General features: G+C 70.4%; 22 protein-coding genes and 1 tRNA gene. 3 read left to right on the top strand and 20 right to left on the bottom strand.

All coding sequences use genetic code 11. The features are described 5' to 3' along the window. Nucleotides 1-9 precede the first annotated feature (9 nt). Complete coding sequence (locus I8J32_RS06840) at nt 10-1,554, bottom strand: phospholipase D family protein (protein ID WP_200616333.1); 1,545 nt, start codon at nt 1,552-1,554, stop codon at nt 10-12. Nucleotides 1,555-2,013: 459 nt separating this feature from the next. Here I8J32_RS06840 and rnk point away from each other — a divergent pair, with 459 nt between their 5' ends. After that, complete coding sequence (rnk, locus tag I8J32_RS06835; RefSeq protein WP_200616334.1) at nt 2,014-2,421, top strand: nucleoside diphosphate kinase regulator; 408 nt, start codon at nt 2,014-2,016, stop codon at nt 2,419-2,421. Nucleotides 2,422-2,494: 73 nt separating this feature from the next. Here rnk and I8J32_RS06830 read toward each other — a convergent pair whose 3' ends face one another. The 10 genes from I8J32_RS06830 to birA form a co-directional block, all read right to left on the bottom strand. Beyond that, complete coding sequence (locus I8J32_RS06830) at nt 2,495-2,716, bottom strand: GDCCVxC domain-containing (seleno)protein (RefSeq protein ID WP_200616336.1); 222 nt, start codon at nt 2,714-2,716, stop codon at nt 2,495-2,497. A gap of 56 nt (nt 2,717-2,772) precedes the next feature. Beyond that, nucleotides 2,773-3,171 carry a hypothetical protein gene (locus I8J32_RS06825; protein WP_200616337.1) on the bottom strand — a complete coding sequence of 133 codons (399 nt, stop codon included), beginning with the start codon at nt 3,169-3,171 and terminating at the stop codon, nt 2,773-2,775. After that, nucleotides 3,164-3,493, bottom strand: coding sequence for a heavy-metal-associated domain-containing protein (locus I8J32_RS06820; RefSeq protein ID WP_200616338.1), 330 nt, complete (start codon nt 3,491-3,493; stop codon nt 3,164-3,166). Before I8J32_RS06820 ends, I8J32_RS06825 begins: the two co-directional genes overlap by 8 nt. A gap of 14 nt (nt 3,494-3,507) precedes the next feature. Further along, nucleotides 3,508-4,161, bottom strand: coding sequence for a hypothetical protein (locus I8J32_RS06815; protein WP_200616340.1), 654 nt, complete (start codon nt 4,159-4,161; stop codon nt 3,508-3,510). A 70-nt stretch (nt 4,162-4,231) separates the two neighbouring features. Further along, on the bottom strand, nt 4,232-4,597 hold the full coding sequence (locus tag I8J32_RS06810) for a hypothetical protein (protein WP_200616341.1): 366 nt from the start codon (nt 4,595-4,597) through the stop codon (nt 4,232-4,234). A 170-nt stretch (nt 4,598-4,767) separates the two neighbouring features. Beyond that, entirely contained in the window at nt 4,768-5,226 is a 459-nt protein-coding gene (locus tag I8J32_RS06805; RefSeq protein ID WP_200616343.1) for a hypothetical protein, read from the bottom strand. A gap of 181 nt (nt 5,227-5,407) precedes the next feature. Further along, nucleotides 5,408-5,483 (bottom strand) — tRNA-Thr (locus tag I8J32_RS06800). 57 nt (nt 5,484-5,540) lie between these two features. Further along, entirely contained in the window at nt 5,541-6,242 is a 702-nt protein-coding gene (locus tag I8J32_RS06795; protein WP_200616344.1) for an SPOR domain-containing protein, read from the bottom strand. A 9-nt stretch (nt 6,243-6,251) separates the two neighbouring features. Further along, nucleotides 6,252-7,004 carry a type III pantothenate kinase gene (locus I8J32_RS06790; protein WP_200616346.1) on the bottom strand — a complete coding sequence of 251 codons (753 nt, stop codon included), beginning with the start codon at nt 7,002-7,004 and terminating at the stop codon, nt 6,252-6,254. Further along, nucleotides 7,001-7,996: a bifunctional biotin--[acetyl-CoA-carboxylase] ligase/biotin operon repressor BirA gene (gene birA / locus I8J32_RS06785; RefSeq protein WP_200616347.1), complete on the bottom strand. Its 996-nt coding sequence runs from the start codon at nt 7,994-7,996 to the stop codon at nt 7,001-7,003. The genes I8J32_RS06790 and birA overlap by 4 nt, the downstream gene beginning before the upstream one ends. Before the next feature lie 128 nt (nt 7,997-8,124). Between birA and I8J32_RS06780 the strand changes: the two genes are divergently transcribed. Together I8J32_RS06780 and I8J32_RS06775 are read left to right on the top strand one after the other, a co-directional pair. Beyond that, entirely contained in the window at nt 8,125-8,397 is a 273-nt protein-coding gene (locus tag I8J32_RS06780) for a hypothetical protein (protein WP_200616348.1), read from the top strand. Next, nucleotides 8,364-9,158: a M90 family metallopeptidase gene (locus I8J32_RS06775; protein WP_200616384.1), complete on the top strand. Its 795-nt coding sequence runs from the start codon at nt 8,364-8,366 to the stop codon at nt 9,156-9,158. The genes I8J32_RS06780 and I8J32_RS06775 overlap by 34 nt, the downstream gene beginning before the upstream one ends. Here I8J32_RS06775 and I8J32_RS06770 read toward each other — a convergent pair whose 3' ends face one another. The 9 genes from I8J32_RS06770 to I8J32_RS06730 all read right to left on the bottom strand — a co-directional run bounded on the left by I8J32_RS06770 (nt 9,159) and on the right by I8J32_RS06730 (nt 17,456). Further along, nucleotides 9,159-10,532: an ATP-binding protein gene (locus tag I8J32_RS06770; protein WP_200616385.1), complete on the bottom strand. Its 1,374-nt coding sequence runs from the start codon at nt 10,530-10,532 to the stop codon at nt 9,159-9,161. It lies immediately after the preceding gene. Nucleotides 10,533-10,699: 167 nt separating this feature from the next. Then, on the bottom strand, nt 10,700-11,383 hold the full coding sequence (locus tag I8J32_RS06765) for a response regulator transcription factor (protein WP_200616349.1): 684 nt from the start codon (nt 11,381-11,383) through the stop codon (nt 10,700-10,702). A gap of 135 nt (nt 11,384-11,518) precedes the next feature. Then, entirely contained in the window at nt 11,519-11,839 is a 321-nt protein-coding gene (locus I8J32_RS06760; protein ID WP_407061019.1) for a hypothetical protein, read from the bottom strand. A 244-nt stretch (nt 11,840-12,083) separates the two neighbouring features. Beyond that, the gene (locus tag I8J32_RS06755; RefSeq protein ID WP_200616350.1) at nt 12,084-12,995 is read right to left on the bottom strand and encodes an arginine deiminase-related protein; all 912 of its coding nucleotides are present in this window, start codon (nt 12,993-12,995) and stop codon (nt 12,084-12,086) included. Continuing rightward, a complete protein-coding gene (gene dusA, locus I8J32_RS06750; RefSeq protein ID WP_200616351.1) occupies nt 12,992-14,002 on the bottom strand; it encodes a tRNA dihydrouridine(20/20a) synthase DusA in 1,011 nt (336 codons plus the stop codon). The genes I8J32_RS06755 and dusA overlap by 4 nt, the downstream gene beginning before the upstream one ends. 308 nt (nt 14,003-14,310) lie before the next feature. Continuing rightward, nucleotides 14,311-15,294, bottom strand: a complete 984-nt coding sequence (locus I8J32_RS06745; RefSeq protein ID WP_200616352.1) for a GNAT family N-acetyltransferase — start codon at nt 15,292-15,294, stop codon at nt 14,311-14,313. 30 nt (nt 15,295-15,324) lie between these two features. After that, a complete protein-coding gene (locus I8J32_RS06740) occupies nt 15,325-16,104 on the bottom strand; it encodes a hypothetical protein (RefSeq protein WP_207526835.1) in 780 nt (259 codons plus the stop codon). 222 nt (nt 16,105-16,326) lie between these two features. Further along, entirely contained in the window at nt 16,327-16,761 is a 435-nt protein-coding gene (locus I8J32_RS06735) for a hypothetical protein (RefSeq protein ID WP_200616355.1), read from the bottom strand. A gap of 140 nt (nt 16,762-16,901) precedes the next feature. Beyond that, nucleotides 16,902-17,456, bottom strand: coding sequence for a hypothetical protein (locus tag I8J32_RS06730; RefSeq protein WP_200616357.1), 555 nt, complete (start codon nt 17,454-17,456; stop codon nt 16,902-16,904). Nucleotides 17,457-17,661 lie beyond the last annotated feature (205 nt).

Below are 17,661 nucleotides of genomic sequence, written 5' to 3'. Positions count from 1 at the left end.
CAGTGCCCCCTACAGCTGCGACTGGATCGGCAGCAGCTTCGCCACCCAGACCCGCATCCGCCGCCCCATCGTCGCCTCCGGCTCGCCGGTCCAGGTCCTGGTCCCGTCGCTCCACTGCAGCCGGCCCTCCACCTGCTCCACGTGCCAGGCATGCGTGCCCTGCTGCTGCGATGCGAACAGCTGCGTGAGCTGCCGCGCCAGTTGCGGGTGCCGGACCAGAACGCCCTGCTCGGTGTTGAGCGAGGTCGAGCGGGGATCCAGGTTGTAGGAGCCGACGAAGACCTGGCGGTCGTCGATCACCAGCGCCTTGGTGTGCAGGCTGGAGCCGGACGAGCCGCCCAGGCTGAAATTCGAAGCCGCGGCGGTAACGGGCTTGAGTTCCCACAGCGCCACGCCGCCTGCCAGCAGCTGCTTGCGCGCACGCGCGTAGCCGCTGTGCACCGCGGCCACGTCGGTGGCGGCGAGCGAATTGGTGAGGACTTCGACGTCGACGCCCGTGGCGGCGATCTCCAGCAGGGCCCGGGTGCCCTCGCGCCCTGGCACGAAGTACGGCGAGATCACGCGCAGCTCGCGTTGCGACGAGCGCATTGCGGGCGCAATCGCCGCCAGCACCGCCGATTGGCCGAACCGGTCGCCGCTGCGATCGACCTTGCGCGGGTCGTCGCTGACGAAGACCCAGTCGCGGCTCCACAGCAGGCTGCCCGCGCCGGCGATGATCCGCTGCACGTCCGGATCCTCGCGCAGCACCGTGGCGTACCTGCTGCCCGCCAGTTCGGCCGGGCTGGCCTCCAGCACCGCGCGCACCTTGGCGAGCGCCTGCGCGTCCGCCGGGGCCTTGTTCACCGCCCAGATCGGGTAGTTGCTCGGCGAGTTCCAGTAACGGTCGAAGTTGGCGCTGACCTGCGGCACCACCGGCCCGACCATCAGCAGGTCCAGATCGATGAAGTTGGTATCCGCACTGGCGTTGAAATACTCGTCGCCGAGGTTGCGCCCGCCCACCAGCGCCATGCGGTTGTCGGCGATCCAGCTCTTGTTGTGCATGCGGTGGTTGAGCCGCCGCAGGCCGGTGGCGAGTTCGCCGACGCGGCGCAGCACGCCGCCGCGGCTGGCGAAGGGATTGAACACCCGGACCTCGATGTTCCCGTGCGCATCCAGCGCGGCGAAGCCGGCGTTCTTCGCCCGCGCGTCCATGTCGTCCACCAGGATGCGCACCTTCACGCCGCGGTCGGCGGCATCCAGCGCGCGCCGCGCCAGCAGCTTGCCGGTGAGGTCGCCGTGCCAGATGTAGGTCTGGATATCCAGGCTGCGCGTGGCGATCTGCGCGCTGTAGGTGCGCAGCGCGTAGGCCTCGGTCCCGGCGCTGACCAGGCGGAATCCGGATTCGCCCGGATGGCGCGCCTCTTCCGGGGCCAGACGCGCGGCCATCTCACCCTGCGTCGCCGGCGGCGGCGCGAAAGCGTCCGGCATTTCAGGGCGCGGCGGCAACGCGCTGCAGGCCGCCAGCGCCAGCAGGACGGCCAAGCCGATGGCGCGGGTAAGGCCCTTGCTGGTCATGTCGCCATCCTGGTCTGTCGACGGGAATGCCGCGCGTCGCGGGCTCGATGCGGAAGCTGGCCGCATCGAGGCAGCGGTCGGGCCCGCACTGCAGCTTCGCACCTCGCAAGCGCGATTAAGCACCTTGCGGTGCCGACGTCTGTTACGCCGGGGTGAAAAGCGCGCGGCCCTGCAGCGGCCGGGCAAGTGCGTCATCGCGCGCGCGGCTCGAGTGGGGTTGAAACCACGCGCGCACGGCGGACCGTCACACACGCGTGATGGCGATCCCCGCCCGCTTCGTCGACCGGTTCAAGGATGGAATGCTGATGGCCGGGACGCGGCGCACGCTCGACTTGAAACCATGTTTTTCGCCCCGAAGTAGCCCATGGCTCCCAGTCACTCACCCCCAGGCCAGGTGCGCGAGCACTTTGCCTCTTTCCCCTGCAACCTGGCGCGCGTTGCCCGCCGGAGAACAACTCCATGGATCGCCCTAACCTGACCGTAACCACTCATGACGCACGGCGACTGGAAGCGCTGCTGCAGGGTGCGACAGCGCGTAGTACGCCGATGGCCTCCCTGCTCGAGGAGGAACTGTCGCGTGCCGTGCTGGTGGAGCCGCAGGACGTCCCGCCCGACATCGTGACGATGCATTCCCGGGTCGTGTGCCGGGATGAAGGCTCCGGAGAGCAACGCGAGATCGAACTGGTGTATCCGCACGAGGCAGATGCCGCCCGCGACCGGATTTCGATCCTGGCTCCCGTGGGCACGGCCCTGCTCGGGCTGGCCGTGGGCAGTTCCATCGAATGGCCTGTTCCCGGAGGTCGCACGACCCGCATGCGCGTGATGGCCGTGCCGTACCAGCCCGAGGCTACGAAACGGCTCGACTGAACATGCACGGATCGCGTGGTGGGAGTTCGTCCATGTCGACGGCACCTGCAGGGATCCGGGCGATACGACCGGGCTAGGCACATCCGCAGTGCCCGTGCTTCTGGATCGGCGGACAGGGCACGTCGCCGTAGGAACACAAGACGCAGCAGTCGCCGGCCCTGGGCGACAGCGTGCGTCCGCACGACGTGCATTCGTGGAAGTAGCGGCAGGCATCAATCGGCATCGTCTCCTCGGCCTGCCCGCCGCAATGCGGGCAGGTGAGCGTGCTGCGCAGTTTCAGCGTTGCATCATTCATGGGATCAGTACTCGCAGGCGTGGGAAGGGCGGTTTGCGGAACGCCCCGTCGAAGGCTCATGACAGCGCAGGCAGGACAAAGGCGAACACGGCGCCCAGCGCCGTGCACGCAGCGGCTGCGCACCACAGCACCACGCTGGTCCTTCGCAACCGAGTGCACGCCGACGCCAGCGCGGGATCGGCCGGGCACGGCAGTCCGCGCGCGCGCCGGAGCATCCAGCCCGAGAACAACAGAGCCGCGCCGGCGACGCCGAACACCAGCGCCTTGTGCTCCGACAGCCAGACCAGTTGCGGCACGGCCGTCACCAGTCCGGCCAGCGCGGCACCGGCCCCCAGCGCCACCATCACGGCAGGCAGGACGCAGCACACCAGCGTGCCCCCACTGGCCAGCAGCGTGAGCAGCGCCGCGCTGAAGTTGCGGCGCAGCGGAGACCGGGGGTCGGCGGCCTCAGTCATCGGCCTTCACCCGCTGGCGGATCTCGTCGAGTGAGTGCTGCGTCCGGTGGATGGCGACCAGCGTGTAGCCGGCATCGGTCAGCGCCTTGCGCAAGGTGACATCATCGATGTCGCTGCCGTCCTTCAGCTTCACGGCGACGAGGCGGTGCTCCAGGCTGACGTAGACGCCCTCGGTGGCCGGCAGGGCCCTGAAGGTTTTCTCGATGCCCTGCGCGCAGAAGCCGCAGACCAGGCCGTTGACGTCCATCTCGATCGTCGTGGCGGATGCGAGCGGGGACAGTCCCAGCAGGAGCGCTGCAATCAGGAGTCTGAAACGAATCATGGGTGGCTTCCTCATCAGAAATTGAACATGGCCATGGCCTGGAGCCTGCCGTCGGTCGTGGCGCCGACTTCCACCCACTTGCCGCGCTTGAAGAAGCGGACCAGCAGTGCGGTTTCGGTGCCCTCGGCCAGGCCGCCGGTATAGCGCCGGCCCTGCAGGACGAACCAGGTGGCCAAGGTGTCGTAGTCGTGCTTGTAGGGCGCCCAGCCCAGTTGCAGGGTGTCGATGCGATGCGAGAAGTGGTCGCTCTCCTGCAGGTCGGCCTTGTAGGCGCCGTATACGCGCCGGGTCTCGTAGTCGAACTGCACACCGGCATTGCGGGCGAAGTCGCTGCCCTCGAAGTCGTTGCCGGTGGCCTGCCCAAGGCCGCCCCAGACGAAGACATTGGCCTGGGCGCCGGGCAGGTTCCACCGCTTCACCAGCAGGTTGCCGCGCAGGTAGGTGATGTGGCGCTGCTTGCTGCCGTCTTCGCTGGCCAGCTCGAGCCAGCCTGCGCCCACCGAGTACCAGTAGCGCGGGGCATGGAACAGCTGGACCTCGTTCATGGTTCCCGCGCCGTACTCGGCCATGACGGTGGTGCCGTCGGCGAAGGCGATGGGTTTGGCCGCCGCGACCACGGGCAGCAGGCCGAGCAGCCCGAGGGCCGCCCAGCGTGGATGGGATTTCATTGGAACTCTCCGTGTTCGCCGCACAGGGCGATGCGGGCGCGATGCGCCCGGGCAGGGTGTTACGGAGAGATCAGGCGATCGGTGGCCTGAGTGGTGAATCTACAAAGCGCGTGGGCGGCGCGGGCGTGACCCACGGCAAGGGAATCGCCGCCGGCGGAATGGCCGCTACGAAACGCGGCAATTCGGGCAGGCACGCCGTGCCCAGGCACGCGGACAGGTCGCAGGACGCCGGCGTGCAGCAGTCGCAGGGCATCTCATGCTGCGCGGACTGCGGGGCTTCGTCGTCGCAGGGCATGTCGGCCATGGCCGCCGCCATCTGCGCCGTGGCGTATGCCTGCAGGGCGTCGCCGGCGGCCTGGGCGGGCGCCACGGCGGTGGTCGCGATCATCGCGATGACCACGAGCCAATGCAGAGCCAAGCGGGTGAAGTGGCGCATGCCGGGATTGTATGGCCGGACATCCGGAGGCGGACCTCCATGCGTCGGCTTTCCGGTCCGTCCAGGCGCTGTGCGGAGTGACCCCAGGGGCGCGTGCAGATTGCCGGGACGCCGTACCGGAACCGGATCGACGGCTTCAGTTCCGTCTGCGCGAACTATCGGCCGGCCGTCTAATTGACCGTGTAGCCACGACCCTCCAGGCACGACTTGCGTGCCATGCGATACGAATGCTCCATGCCCTGCACCTGCTGGGCGTTGGCCTGGTTCTGCTGGGACGCCGCCATGCGATTGCGGTTGCGCCGCACGACGCCGCCCACCACGGCGCCTTTTGCGGCCGCGTTGCCAACATCGTTCCCGCCGATCGCGCCCACGGTGGCGCCCGCCGCGGCACCGCGCACCCGCGCTCCGCTGCCGGTCACCGGCGCGTTCGTGGCCGTGGCTGGCACGGGGGGATGTGCAGGATCGAAGCCGCTCTGTTCAGTGGCCCAGGCGCCGCACTGGCTTTCGTCGGATGCCTGCTGCCCGGGGCTCTGCCCCTTTGCCGGATACACCTGCTGTCCCACGGCAGCCTGCGCGTGCAACGCGACCGTGAGCAAAGCAAGCCCTGACAGCCAATGGATCGCGCGCATGGCCCACTCCCGTCGACTACACCGGCATGGCCGGATCTGCCGAGCCTAGGTTCGACTTGACGGCGTTGGAATGGGACCTAGATCCCATGGCGCTGGTCGGGAGGGCGCGAGGCGCCGTTCGCGGTCCGGAGCGATCGCATTTAGCCGAAATGGCCGGTCCGCAAGTCGTGATCGAGGGCTCTGGTGCCGGCTGTCAGAATCGAACTGACGACCTACCGCTTACAAGGCGGTTGCTCTACCAACTGAGCTAAGCCGGCGTGGAGAAGGGGCGTCGGCGACGCGCGGGGCCATTCTAGCCTGCGTGTCCTGCAGCGTCAGCGCACCGAAGCGCAGTCCAGCGGGCGGTGCTGGTTCGCACCGGCGACCGATTGCGCGCGTGCCGGCGGCAGTGCGGCGTCGGCGCGGACTTCCAGCCACAGCGGGCCGGTCGCCTCGCCGTCGATGGGTTCGACCTGGGCGGCGAAGCCGGCGGCGTTGAGCGCCTGCGCGCGGCTGCGTGCGCCGTCTTCGTTTCGATACAGGCCCAGGGCGATGGAATTGGCCTGCGCGCCCTCGCGGACGACCAGCAGGTCGCTGAAGCCGGCCGCGGTGATGCGGGCGACCAGCGCTTCGGCCTCGGCGGTGGACGCCTGCGGCGGCATCACCACGCGCCACCCGCGCGCGGGCGCCTGCGTCACCGGCGTGCGCACCGCCGCGCGTTGCGCAAGCGGACGCACCTTGGCCAGGGCGGCGTCGGCGGCCGCGCGCGTGGCGAAGGGCCCCAGGCTGAAGCATTGCGGCGGCGTCGCGGCATCGGCGGTGGCGGCCTGGGATGCGACGGGCGCGGTGGGTGCGGGCGCCGGCGTGGCCGCCGCGGACACCGGCGACGCCGCGCGTTCGCTGACCAGCTGCAGGCGGGCCACGCCCGGCGGCGGTTCGACCGGCGCCGGTGGCGGCGTCGGGTCGCGTGCGATCCACCAGGCGGCGGCGCCGGCGTTGAGCACGATCATCAGGACAAGCAGGGCGCGGACAAGCATGGGCCGATCTTAATGGCCCCGGTCGTCGGCCGCCCAGAGGGCGAGACCTTCGAGCACCAGCGAGGGCCGCAGCGTCGCGCTCGGCAGGTGCGGTGCCAGCGCCTGCGCGCCACCGCCATGCAGCAGCAGTACGGGCTCGGCGCCGCATCGGGCACGGGCCTCGCGCTGCGTCTGTTCGACCAGCGCCACGGCGCTGCCCAGGCAGCCCGAGGCGAGGGCGTCTTCGGTGTCCTGCGCGAAGACCTCGTAGGCGCCGCCTTCCTCGGGCAGCTGCGCGGCGCGCGCGTGCAGGGCTTCGCGCATCAGGGTCGGCGACGGGGCGATGCGTCCGCCGACGTGGCGGCCGTCGGCTTCCACCAGGTCGAGCGTGAGGGCCGTGCCGACGCCGCAGACCAGCACCGGCGCCGGGCTGCTGGCGTGCGCCGCGACCAGGGCCAGGAAGCGGTCGACGCCGAGCTTGTGCGGTTGCGCGTAGGCAATCCGCACGCCGGCCAGGCGCGGCTGCGTGCGGGCCAACGAGATGCGACGGCAGCGCGGGGCCAAGGCGGTCAGCAGCGCGACCCGCAGCGCCGGATCGGCCACGCTCGCCACGTGGGCGACCTCGATGCGCCCGGACGGCAGCACGCCCGCCAGCGCCTGCGCGAGGTCGTGTTCGGCGTGCGGCAGCGCGAAGACTTCGCCGACCGCGGCACCCGCGTCGCCTTGCACGAGGGCGGCGCATTTGAGCCGCGTGTTGCCCAGGTCGAACAGCCAGGCCGTCATGCGGGCACCGCGGCGCGGCGCACGCTGACTTCGCCGGCATGCACGTGCTGCTCGCGTCCGTCGGGCAACTGCAGGCGCAGCGCGCCGTCGTCGGCGACGCCCAGCGCGCGGCCGTCCTGCCGTTGCGATCCCGAGACCAGGGTGACGGCCTGCCCCTGCAGCGCGTCGAGCGCGGCGTAGCGGGCCAGGAAGGGCGCCAGCCCGTGTTCGTCGAAGACCTCCAGCGCGGGCAGCAGGTGCGCGAGCAGCGCGCTGACGATTTCATTGCGGGCCGGGACGTGGGTGCCGGAAAGGCCGGCGACGTCGCACCAGGGCTGGTCGATGGCGGCCGCGGCGGCCGGCGGCATCCGCACGTTGAGGCCCAGGCCGATCACCGCCCGCGCGGGGCCGGCGTGTTCACCGGCGCCTTCCACCAGCAATCCCCCAAGCTTGCGCAGGCCCTGGGTCTCCACGACCACCAGATCGTTGGGCCATTTCAGGCGCACCGCCCCGATGCCCAGCGCGTGCAGCGCCTCGGCCACGGCCACGCCGCTGACCAGGCTCAGCCCGCCCAGCCGCGCCAGGCCGCCGGCGAAGCCGCGGGCCACCGACAGATAGACGTGGGCGGCCAGCGGCGAGGCCCAGACCCGGCCCTGCCGGCCGCGGCCCCCGGTCTGGCGCTCGGCCAGCAGCACTTGGGCGCCGTGGGCCGCCGGCGGGCGGCGCAGCAGCTCGCTGTTGGTGGAATCCAGGGTCCAGGCCACTTCCAGGCCGGCCAGCATGGCGCGCGCGGGCGTCGGTAAATTCTTCAGGATGATGTCGGCGTCGAGCAGGTCCAGCGGCTGGGCGAGGGCGTAGCCGCGGCCGGGCTGGGCGGCGATCTCCACGCCGGCCTGCCGCAGGGCCTGGATGCGCTTCCAGACGGCCGCGCGGGTCTGGCCGGCCGCGCGGGCCAGCGCATCGCCGGTCGCGGGGCCACGGAGGAGGTGCTCGAGCAGGGCGCGGTCGTCCATATTCAGCTGATTATGCGGGCCCCGGCTGCTGCGGCGCACCACAAGACGCCAGCTCCAGCCGGGCTCGCAGCTTGCCTCTTTAGGCTATAGTCTGGCGTTGCCCGGACTCCCGGGTGAGGACCCTGTCCATGCGCCGCACCGCACTTTGCCTGCTGATCGCCATCGCCAGTACTGGCGCTGTCGCGCGCGAAAGCAAGTTGAGCGCGGCCGACGACGGTGGTTGCCCGGGCCACAACCCGCGCCAGACCACGGAGCGCGCGACCGCGCGCGAGGCGGCGCCCTCGCTGCCGCCGGCCAACAAGACCAAGGTGTCGCCGCGAGGCGGTGGTGATTCCGACGTAGCGCCGGGCCGCGTGCCCTCGGTGCGCTGGCATCGCTTCCTGCCGGGCATGTTCCGCTAAGCCACGCCTTGTTCGGCTGGCTGCGCCGGCGCCGTACGCCGGCCACGATCGATCCCGACCTGTGGGCCGCCGTGCGCGGCCAGTTGCCGTGGCTGGCCGCCCTCGACGCCGCGCGCGATGCCCGCCTGGCCGCACTGTCGGCGCGGTTCCTGCACGACAAGACCATCACCCCGGTCCAGGGCCTGTCGCTCGACGACAGCCAGCGCACGCTGCTGGCCGCCGCCTGCTGCCTGCCGCTGCTGGAGTACGGCCCCAATGGGCTGCATGGCTGGTCGCAGCTGATCGTCTACCCCGCCGCCTTCCGGGTGAACCAGTCGCACATAGACGCCGCCGGCGTGCTGCACGAATGGGAGGAGGAAGTGATCGGCGAAGCCGGCCACCCGCTGATCCTGTCGTGGGCCGACGTGCTGGCCGAATGCGAGGACCCCGACGCCGGCTTCTGCGTGGCGGTGCACGAGATGGCCCACAAGCTCGACATCCTCGATGGCGAGCTCGACGGCACGCCCCTGCTGCCGCCGGCGTGGCAGCGCGGGTGGGCGCGGGATTTCCAGGCCGCATACGACGCCTTCGCGGCGCGCGTGGACCGGGGCGAGGCGATGACGATGGATACCTACGCCGCGGACTCGCCGGAGGAATTCTTCGCCGTCGCCAGCGAGTACCACTTCAGCGCGCCGGCGGTCCTGCGCGAGGCCATGCCGAAGGTGGCCGCGCACTTGGAGCGCTTCTACGGCGTGTCGCCGTTCGCGGGCCTGGCGGGCTGACTACAGGCCCGGCGGCAGCTTCACCTCGAAGCGGGCGCCGCCCAGTTCCTTCGAAGCACCCACGTCGAGCGTGCCGCGGTAACCGCGCACCAGGTCCTGCACGATCGCCAGCCCGATGCCGTGTCCCTGCACGCGCTCGTCCCCGCGCACGCCGCGCTGGAGGATCAGCGCGACCTTTTCCGGCGGGATGCCCGGGCCGTCGTCGTCGACGGCGATCAGCAGGCCCGGCCGGCGGTTTTCCGTGCGTTCGCCCGGCGCGACGGTCAGCAGCACGCGAGAGCGCGCCCACTTGAAGGCGTTCTCCAGCAGGTTGCCCAGCAGCTCCTGCAGGTCGCCGGGCTCGCCGTGGAACTGGGCGCCGGGTTCGATCTCGAACTCGCACAGCACGCCCTTGCCCACGTAGACCTTTTCCAGCCCGCGCACGATCTGCTCGGCATGCGGTTCGATCGCGATCGGCGCGGCGAACAGCTGGTGGCCCGAACGCGCGGCGCGGGCGAGCTGGTAGGACACCAGGTCGCTCATGCGCCGCAGCTGGTGGTCGACTTCCTCGCGCAGTTCGTGCTCGCGCGGTTCGTGTTCGTGCCCCGGATGCTCCAGGCGGGCGCGCAGCACGGCCAGCGGCGTCTTCAGGCTGTGCGCCAGGTCGGCCAGCGTGTTGCGCTGCCGGTCCAGGTTCTCGCGCTCGCTCTCGATGAAGGCGTTGATGCTCTCGGTCAGCGGTTCGAGCTCGCGCGGGTGGCGCTCGCTCATCCGCGACGCGATGCCCCGCTGCACGCGCTTGAGTTCATCGATGACGTTGCGCAGCGGGCGCAGGCTCCAGCGCAGGATGACCATCTGCAGCAGCAGCAGGATGACGCCGGCGCCACCCAGGTAGCGCCACAGCGCGGCGCGGAACACCGTCACCTGCTGGCTGAGCGCGGTGGTGTCTTCCAGGATGTAGATGGTGTACGGGAACTCCGCGCGGCGGTCGCCGGCCACGCTGTAGATGAAGCCGCGTCCGTAGCGATACACCTCGCCCGGCATGCCCTTGATCTGGGTCAGCGGCAAGGGGCCCTCGAAGCGTTCTTCGTTCGGCGCCAGCAGCGGCGCATCCGCGGGCAGCACCGGGCCCTGCGCCGAATGCGAGTCCCAGTGCGCGTTGGGCAGCACGACCTCGGCATACAGGCCGCTGCCGGGGCGCTCGAACCGCGGTTCGATCGAATCGAACGGGGGAATGAACTCGCCATTGCGCGCGAAGTCGCTCTTGTCGGCGTAGGCCAGCGCGTAGTTCTCCAGGCGCTGGCGCAGGCTGCTCTCGGCCGTCTGCAGGAACGCGCGGTCCAGCGCGTAACCGGCCAGCGCCAGGAAAGCCACCAGGCCTAGGCTGGCCGCCATCAACTGGCGGATCTGCAGCGAACGCGGCTGGCCCCAACTCACCGGTCAGGTCTCGGCAGGGCTTGGGGCACGGGCGCGTGGATCATGGGGATGCGCGAGGATAACCGGTCGCGGAGGCGTGGCCTGCGCGCCGGTTGCGTTGTCCCCGGGGGCATCGCGCCCGCGGGTCAGTCGCCGCTGCGCGGGATCGCGAAGCGGTAACCGCGGCCGCGCACCGTTTCGATCGGCTTGAGCGCGCCATCGGGGTCCAGCTTCTTGCGCAGGCGGCCGATGAAGACTTCCAGCACGTTGGAGTCGCGATCGAAATCCTGCTGGTAGATGTGCTCGGTGAGGTCGGCCTTCGAGACCAGCTCGCCCGCGTGCATCATCAGGTATTCGAGCACTTTGTATTCGTAGCTGGTGAGGTCGACATTGCCGCCGCTGACGCTGACGGTCTGAGCCGCCAGGTCCAGCGTTACCGGGCCGCACTCCAGCGAGGGCTTGCTCCAGCCGGCCGCGCGCCGGACGAGCGCATTGATGCGGGCGAGCAGTTCCTCGACGTGGAACGGCTTGACCAGGTAGTCGTCGGCGCCCTGCTTGAGGCCTTCGACCTTGTCCTGCCAACTCGACCGCGCGGTAAGGATGAGGACGGGAAACTTCTTGCCTTCCTCGCGCAGCGCCTTGATGAGGTCCATGCCGGACATCTTGGGCAGGCCAAGGTCGATGATGCCCAGGTCGAACGGCACCTCGCGCCCCATGTACAGGCCTTCTTCGCCGTCCTGGGCGGCGTCCACGGCGAAGCCTTCGCGCTTCAGGCGGGCGGCGAGGGTCTCGCGCAGGGGGGCTTCGTCTTCGACGAGAAGAATGCGCATGGGCGGGCTCCTGAACATGTGGCCCTGGCGGCCGGGTGCATTCAGGTTAGTCGTTCAGGTTGTGGGCGGCGCGTGTAGGAGGTGCCCGGGGGGCCCATCCGTTCAGCTTCGCGCCGGGAGCTCCCGAGCGACGAACTACTCCGCCGGGGGCGGCGTCGCCGGCACGGATTCGCGGGCCTTGCGCGAGGCGCGCTGCGGGTCGTCCATGTACACCCGGACGCGGCCGCTGGAATCGATCACCTTGACCCGGTTGACGTCGCGACCGTCGAACGGCACGCGCTCGGCGCTGAGGACCTGCCCGCCGGTGCTGCGCTCCACGCGGCGGACCGCGTCGGACAGCTCGCGGTGGTCCTGGCCGCGGTCGTGGCGGTTGCCGCCACGCGCGCCGTCCATACGCTCCACACCACCGCGACCCTGGTTGCCCGGCTCCGGGCGGCCCATCTCGGGACGGCCCATCTCCGGCCGGCCCACCTGCCCGCGCGGGTCCTTCGCCACCGCCGTGCCCGCCGTCGCGGCGAGCGCGGACAGCAGGAGCAGCGAGGCGAGGCGGGGCAGGGAAGCAATCATGGGGGACGCGAAGTTCTTGGCTGGCCTGGTGAGGCGGGCGGGGAGTATCGGTGTGGGAGCAATTCTTGGAACGTAGCGGTGAATCCGGTCTGAACTTTTCCTTCACATCGCGGTCGTCGTTCAGCGCGCCGCCTCAGAACACCTCGCCCACGCAGCAGCGCAGCGAGCCGCCACCCGCCTCGATCGCGTCCAGTTCGACCGTCGCCACGGTGAAACCGGCGGCCTCCAGGATGCCGCGATGCGCCGGCTGCAGCGCGCGGCCGGCCTGCGCGCTCATCCACACCGTGTCCGGCGTCAGCGCGATCGCATTGCCCACGAAGGCGGCGTGCTCGGCGGCCGAACATCGCACGCCATGGGGCGCGTACAACCCGGCAATGGCCTCGGGGACGGCGGAATCGGCAAAGCCCTGCGGGCACACGATGGCCGCGCGGCCCGCGAGCACGGCCAGGACGACATTGGTGTGGTATTCGCCGGGCGCCAGGTCGAACAGCAGGCTGGCCCGCAGGCCGAAGGCCTCGTGCATCAGGCGCGCGCCTTCCTCGTCACAGCGCTCGGACAGGCCCACGAAGCCCAGGCCGCGGGCGCGGTCGATCACCAGCGCGCCGGTGAGTTCACACGCGTGCGGCTGGCCGGACAGGTCGATCTCCGCGTAGTCGAGCACGCCGGCGAAGAAGCCGCGGATGTCGGCGCGGTCCGCTTCCCGCTGGCGCACGGGATGGCGCATGCGCCCCACCACGTAGCGTCCCGCGGCCGTGCCGAAGACATTGTTGGGGAACAGCGCGTCGGGCGTGGCCGGGTCGCCGGCGAAGCAGATCGTGGGCAGCGTGGCGGCGAACGCGCGGTGCAGCGCGCGGTGCTGCGCGCTGGCGCGCGCGGCATCGAAACCGTCGGCCTGCGCCATGTAGCGGTTGTCCTGTGCCGACTCGTGCGCGAGGGCAAAGCCATCCGGGGCGACGAGGAAGGCGGCACGCGCCGTCGCCGGGCCGAAATCGGCCGGACAGCCGCGCGCGAAGTCCATGAAGGCGTTGATGTCGCGCGTGATCATGCGGCCTGCGGATCGGAGGTGGAGAACGATTCGGTCAGCGCCAGCGCGCGCTCGACCAGTGACCAGTCGGCGCCGGGCTTGTGCGCACCTTCGCTGAGCACCTGGCGGAAGGCCCGGCCTCCCCGTTCGCCGGCGAACAGGCCCAGGATGTGCCGCGTGATGTGCTTGAGGGAGACGCCGCGCGCGAGCTGCGCCTCCACGTAGGGCCGATAGGCCTGCAGCAGCTGCGCGCGGGTGCGCGTGGGCCCGCCGAACCAGGCGGCGTCGAGTGCGTGCAGCAGATAGGGATCGTGGTACGCCGCGCGGCCCAGCATCGCGCCGTCGGCGTGCGCCAGGTGCGCGGTGGCCTCTTCACTCGTGGCGATGCCGCCGTTCACGATCACCTGCAGCTGCGGACGTTCCTGCTTCAGGCGCCAGGCCCAGTCGTAGCGCAGCGGCGGGACTTCGCGGTTTTCCTTCGGCGACAGGCCCTTGAGCCAGGCGTTGCGCGCATGCACGACGAACATCCTGCAGCCACCGGCGGCCACCGTGTCGATGAAGGCCAGGAAGTGGTCCCAGTCGTGGTCGTCGTCGACGCCCAGCCGGCATTTGACCGTAACCGGCACGTTGCAGGCGGCCACCATCGCGGCCACCGATGCGGCCACCAGCGTGGGTTCGCGCATCAGGCAGGCGCCAAAACGGCCGGCCTGCACCCGGTCCGACGGGCAGCCGCAATTGAGGTTGATCTCGTCGAAACCATGCGCCGCGCCGATCGCCGCGGCCTGCGCGAGCAGGTCAGGCTCGCTTCCGCCCAGTTGCAGTGCCACGGGATGCTCGGCCGGATCCATTGCCAGCAGCTTCGCGCGGTCGCCGTGGATCACCGCGTTGGCGTGGACCATTTCCGTGTACAGGCGCGCATGCGGCGCGAGCACGCGGTGGAACGCGCGGCAGTGCGTATCCGTCCAGTCCATCATCGGGGCGACCGACAGGCGCAGCTGGGAAGGCGGAATGGCGGGCGGGATGCTCATCGGCGCCGATTGTACGTCCGCGCGGCGGGTGCGGCCGCGTGGTGCCTGTCCGTGATCGCGCATGCGCCGCGTTGTTTCCTATGGGGAGCCGCGCCCGGGATGGCGTCCGTGACAAAGAGCGACGCACAGGTGTTCCCGCCCTGAAATCCGAACGATGAGCGACTTGCCCCACCCGCCCACGCGCCGCGGCTTTGCGGTCAGCCTGGTCCTGCTGTGGGCGGCGGTGGTGGCCTGGGCACCGCGACCAGCGGCGGCCCGGCGACACAGGCGCTCGCGACGTTCGTCGTCCGGTCGCGCGGTGCGCACGCTCAGGCGTCGCCGTCGGGCTCCCAGACCATGTACACGTCAGCGCGCGCGTAATGCGAACCCGGCCGCGGAGCCGGGTGGTGGCGGAAGCCGACGCTTTCGTACAGCGCCAGCGCCGGCGCCAGCTTGAGGCTGGATTCGAGGAACAGTTCGCGTCCGTCCATTTCCCCGTACGCCCGCAGCGCGCCTTCCATCAGGGCGCGACCGATGCCGGCGCCGCGGTGGCCTTCCTCCACCGCCATCTTGGTCAGCTCGTACACGCCCTGGCCTTCGTGCTTGAGCGCCACGGTGCCCACGGCCCGCGCCGGCGCGACGCCGTCGTCGAGCACGGCAAAGAGCACGCGGCCGCCCTGGGCCAGGATGTGCGATTCCGGATCGCCCAGCACTTCCCGGTCAATGGGCTCGACGGTGAACCAGCGCTCGAGCCACTCGATGTTGAGGCGGGCGAAATCCCCGCGCCAGCGCGGATCGAAATCGGTGACGCGCAGGCGGGGGGTGTCCATGGCCGCAGCCTGCCCCGGTTCGGGCGGCGAGGACCCGCCCAGGGTGGAACGATGGGTTCCGGACGCAGGCGCCGTGGACGCGTCGTCGGTCAGGTGGGCGATGGCCGCGGTCTGGGCCTCGCGGTCGTTGTCGTCGAAGGGCGTGACGTGGAGCGCTGTCACCGTGCCGGCGTCCAGGCACCGCGCGTTGACGTCGAAGCCGTCCGGATGGCTCCGCGGCACGTAGAAGCTCTTGATGCCGCAGTGGCGGCAGAACAGGTGCCGGGCAGTGCCGGTGTTGAAGGTGTATTCGGTCAGGTCCTCGCGGCCGCTGAGCAGCTCGAACCGGCTGCCCGGCACGATGAGGTGGAGGAAGCCGGTCATCCGGCAGACCGAGCAGTTGCAGTCGAGCACATCCAGCTCGGCGGGCGCCTGCACCTGGAAACGCACGCGGCGGCAATGGCAGCCGCCACTGTGGACGATGAGCGAGGGAGCGGAGTTCATCCGCTCAGTATGCCGCTCCCGCGCACGGGCTCAGTGCTTGCCGCCGCCCTTGTTGCCGCCCTTCTGGCCGCCACCGCTCTTGCCACCGCCGCCCTTGCCACCACCGCTCTTGCCACCGCCGCCCTTGCCGCCGCCGTGGCTGGCGGACTTGCCGCTGCCGCCCTTGTGGGTGGCCTGGCCGGCCGGCTTGCCACCGCCCTTGCCGTGGCCCGCGCTCTTGGATCCGCCGTGGGCGGCCCCTTTGGCGCCGGACTTGCCGTGGTCGCCGGCATGGACCACGCCGCCACCCGGTCCCTTGCCGCCCTTGGCCCGGCCCGGGAAGGCGCGGCGCAGGTCGTCATCCAGGTCGATGGGACGCGCCCAGCGGTCATAGGTGGGCACGAAACCCTTCTTAAGCTGGTGGAACTCGGGCGAACCGGGCTTGATGCCCAGGCGTTGCGCGATCACGCCCCAGCCCTGGCCCCGGTCGGCTTCGTACATGTCGACCACGTGCCGGCACGGACGTCCGATGATCGCGGCGATCGAGCAGGCGTAATACACATCACCGGGCGCCCAGCGCCGACGCTCGATGAGCTCGACCACGAGCGGACGGGGCGCGGCGTGGTAGCGCACCATTTCGTCGATGAACGGCTCGCGGTATTCATACCCGTAACGGTTCACGTCGTTGAGCAAGGTGTCGACCCAGACGTCGCCGCTGCGGGGGTTCCAGGACACGGTGAGGTCCTGGGCGCCGACGGCGGGCGATGCGGCCGCCAGGGCCAGCATCAGCACCAGCGCGCCAGACTTCAGGTTGGATCGTGTGGCAGACATGCAGCGACTCCTGGAAAAAACGTGGGATGCACCGGCGCGCTACGACAGGCGCCCCGCGGAACGACTGGATGCTCGCCGCGGGGCGATGAATCACTTGTGAGGCCGGGGCCTCAGGCGATCGAACACTTACCTGCGGTTGCGGATTCCACCAGCCGTGGCGGCGTCAACGGCGCGGGCGGGCCGACCGGAGGCCGCGCGGAGGGCCTCCGGCCCGCCGTGACCTCAGCGTTCGATGACGAACTTGCCGAAGGCGACGCCCAGGTCCCAGCCCTCGCCCTTGCCGGCCAGGCCCAGCGAGACGCTGCCCTTGGTCATCGCCATGGCCTTGCTCGAACGCGAAGCGCCGGCGTGGGCCTCGCTGCTGGCGTAGGTACCCAGCACGTCGTCGATGCTGTAGACGCCGGAGAATTCGCCGGTGCCGTCGCGGATGCTCGACTTGCCAACCGTGATGCCGCCGCCCTTGGCGCGGATCCTCACCGGCATGCTCTGGCCGTTGTCGCAACTGACGGTGCCCGCGCCCGAAGCGGTCTTGTAGAAAAGCGACCAGCCCGACAGGTCGAACTGCATGCGGCAGTCGATGGGTCCGGCGGCCAGGGCAACCGGCGCCCAGGCGCCGACGAGCAGGGCGAGGAAGGTGGTAGTGAAGCGTCTGGTCATAGGGGATCTCCGTCCGGATGGGCCAAGGCTAGCACCTGGCGGCGCAGTGCAATGTCGTCGGCGCCGAGGACATCTGGCGACAAAAAAGGCGGCGCTGTCGTGACAGCGCCGCCTTCCCGCCCACGCGCGCCGCCCGCGCGTCAGTCGTTGCGAATCCGCCAGCGGTAACCATCCCAGTAGCGCTCGGCGCGGTCGTAGCGGTCGTAGCGGTCGCTGTAATAGCGGTCGCCATAGCCACTGTTGTAGCGGCGGTCGTAGCGCGGATCGTAGTACCGGGTGACGCAACGGCCGGCTCGGTCGCAGGTCACGCGACGCTGGCTGTACTGGTTGCTGTAGCGGTTGCTGTAACCATTTCCGTAACCGTAGTTGTAGCCGTTGTTGTAACCACTGCGGTTGCGGTGGTAGCCGTAGGCATTGCCGTACGGAGGACCGCCGCGGTAGTCGCGCGCCACCTGGCGGTAATAGACCGGGCGGCCGTAGCGGTCGCGCGCGACGATCAGGCGATCGTCGTAGCCGTAACCGTTGCCGTACCGGTAGTACGGATACCCGCCACGGAAGATGACGTCGGCGACGTCAACCACGACGCGCGCAAGCTGGTAGCCGTCCTGCGCGTGCGCCGGAGCCGGGGTCATCGCCGCCATCCCCAGTCCGGCCGCCAGGGCCGCCGACGCGAGCCATCGAAGCAGAGTGGCCATCTTGTTCTCTCCTCTGGACCCGCCACCGTGGCGGGCACGGTGCGACGATGCGATCGGGAGGGTGAATGCCGTCGTAATTTTTGCGTGAACCACCCAGGCCGCTCAGGCGCCGTTTGCCATGTCCGACCCCACGGAGAGACAACCGCACTCACGGCACTCCGGGCGCCCTTGGCGGCGAGTTCGAAGGGCTGCGGGATGCGCGGCC

The sequence above is a fragment of the Lysobacter solisilvae genome (genome assembly GCF_016613535.2).
GTDB classification, from domain to species: Bacteria; Pseudomonadota; Gammaproteobacteria; order Xanthomonadales; family Xanthomonadaceae; genus Agrilutibacter; species Agrilutibacter solisilvae.
Note: the sequence above shows the minus strand (reverse complement) of the source record. Positions and strands in the feature narration are given on the sequence as shown.

Coding starts and splice junctions, on each gene's coding strand:
- I8J32_RS06840 (WP_200616333.1), bottom strand. CDS start 1,554: ATGACCAGCAAGGGCCTTACCCGCGCCATCGGCTTGGCCGTCCTGCTG.
- rnk (WP_200616334.1), top strand. CDS start 2,014: ATGGATCGCCCTAACCTGACCGTAACCACTCATGACGCACGGCGACTG.
- I8J32_RS06830 (WP_200616336.1), bottom strand. CDS start 2,716: ATGAATGATGCAACGCTGAAACTGCGCAGCACGCTCACCTGCCCGCAT.
- I8J32_RS06825 (WP_200616337.1), bottom strand. CDS start 3,171: ATGACTGAGGCCGCCGACCCCCGGTCTCCGCTGCGCCGCAACTTCAGC.
- I8J32_RS06820 (WP_200616338.1), bottom strand. CDS start 3,493: ATGATTCGTTTCAGACTCCTGATTGCAGCGCTCCTGCTGGGACTGTCC.
- I8J32_RS06815 (WP_200616340.1), bottom strand. CDS start 4,161: ATGAAATCCCATCCACGCTGGGCGGCCCTCGGGCTGCTCGGCCTGCTG.
- I8J32_RS06810 (WP_200616341.1), bottom strand. CDS start 4,597: ATGCGCCACTTCACCCGCTTGGCTCTGCATTGGCTCGTGGTCATCGCG.
- I8J32_RS06805 (WP_200616343.1), bottom strand. CDS start 5,226: ATGCGCGCGATCCATTGGCTGTCAGGGCTTGCTTTGCTCACGGTCGCG.
- I8J32_RS06795 (WP_200616344.1), bottom strand. CDS start 6,242: ATGCTTGTCCGCGCCCTGCTTGTCCTGATGATCGTGCTCAACGCCGGC.
- I8J32_RS06790 (WP_200616346.1), bottom strand. CDS start 7,004: ATGACGGCCTGGCTGTTCGACCTGGGCAACACGCGGCTCAAATGCGCC.
- birA (WP_200616347.1), bottom strand. CDS start 7,996: ATGGACGACCGCGCCCTGCTCGAGCACCTCCTCCGTGGCCCCGCGACC.
- I8J32_RS06780 (WP_200616348.1), top strand. CDS start 8,125: ATGCGCCGCACCGCACTTTGCCTGCTGATCGCCATCGCCAGTACTGGC.
- I8J32_RS06770 (WP_200616385.1), bottom strand. CDS start 10,532: ATGGCGGCCAGCCTAGGCCTGGTGGCTTTCCTGGCGCTGGCCGGTTAC.
- I8J32_RS06765 (WP_200616349.1), bottom strand. CDS start 11,383: ATGCGCATTCTTCTCGTCGAAGACGAAGCCCCCCTGCGCGAGACCCTC.
- I8J32_RS06760 (WP_407061019.1), bottom strand. CDS start 11,839: ATGGGCCGTCCCGAGATGGGCCGCCCGGAGCCGGGCAACCAGGGTCGC.
- I8J32_RS06755 (WP_200616350.1), bottom strand. CDS start 12,995: ATGATCACGCGCGACATCAACGCCTTCATGGACTTCGCGCGCGGCTGT.
- dusA (WP_200616351.1), bottom strand. CDS start 14,002: ATGAGCATCCCGCCCGCCATTCCGCCTTCCCAGCTGCGCCTGTCGGTC.
- I8J32_RS06745 (WP_200616352.1), bottom strand. CDS start 15,294: ATGAACTCCGCTCCCTCGCTCATCGTCCACAGTGGCGGCTGCCATTGC.
- I8J32_RS06740 (WP_207526835.1), bottom strand. CDS start 16,104: ATGTCTGCCACACGATCCAACCTGAAGTCTGGCGCGCTGGTGCTGATG.
- I8J32_RS06735 (WP_200616355.1), bottom strand. CDS start 16,761: ATGACCAGACGCTTCACTACCACCTTCCTCGCCCTGCTCGTCGGCGCC.
- I8J32_RS06730 (WP_200616357.1), bottom strand. CDS start 17,456: ATGGCCACTCTGCTTCGATGGCTCGCGTCGGCGGCCCTGGCGGCCGGA.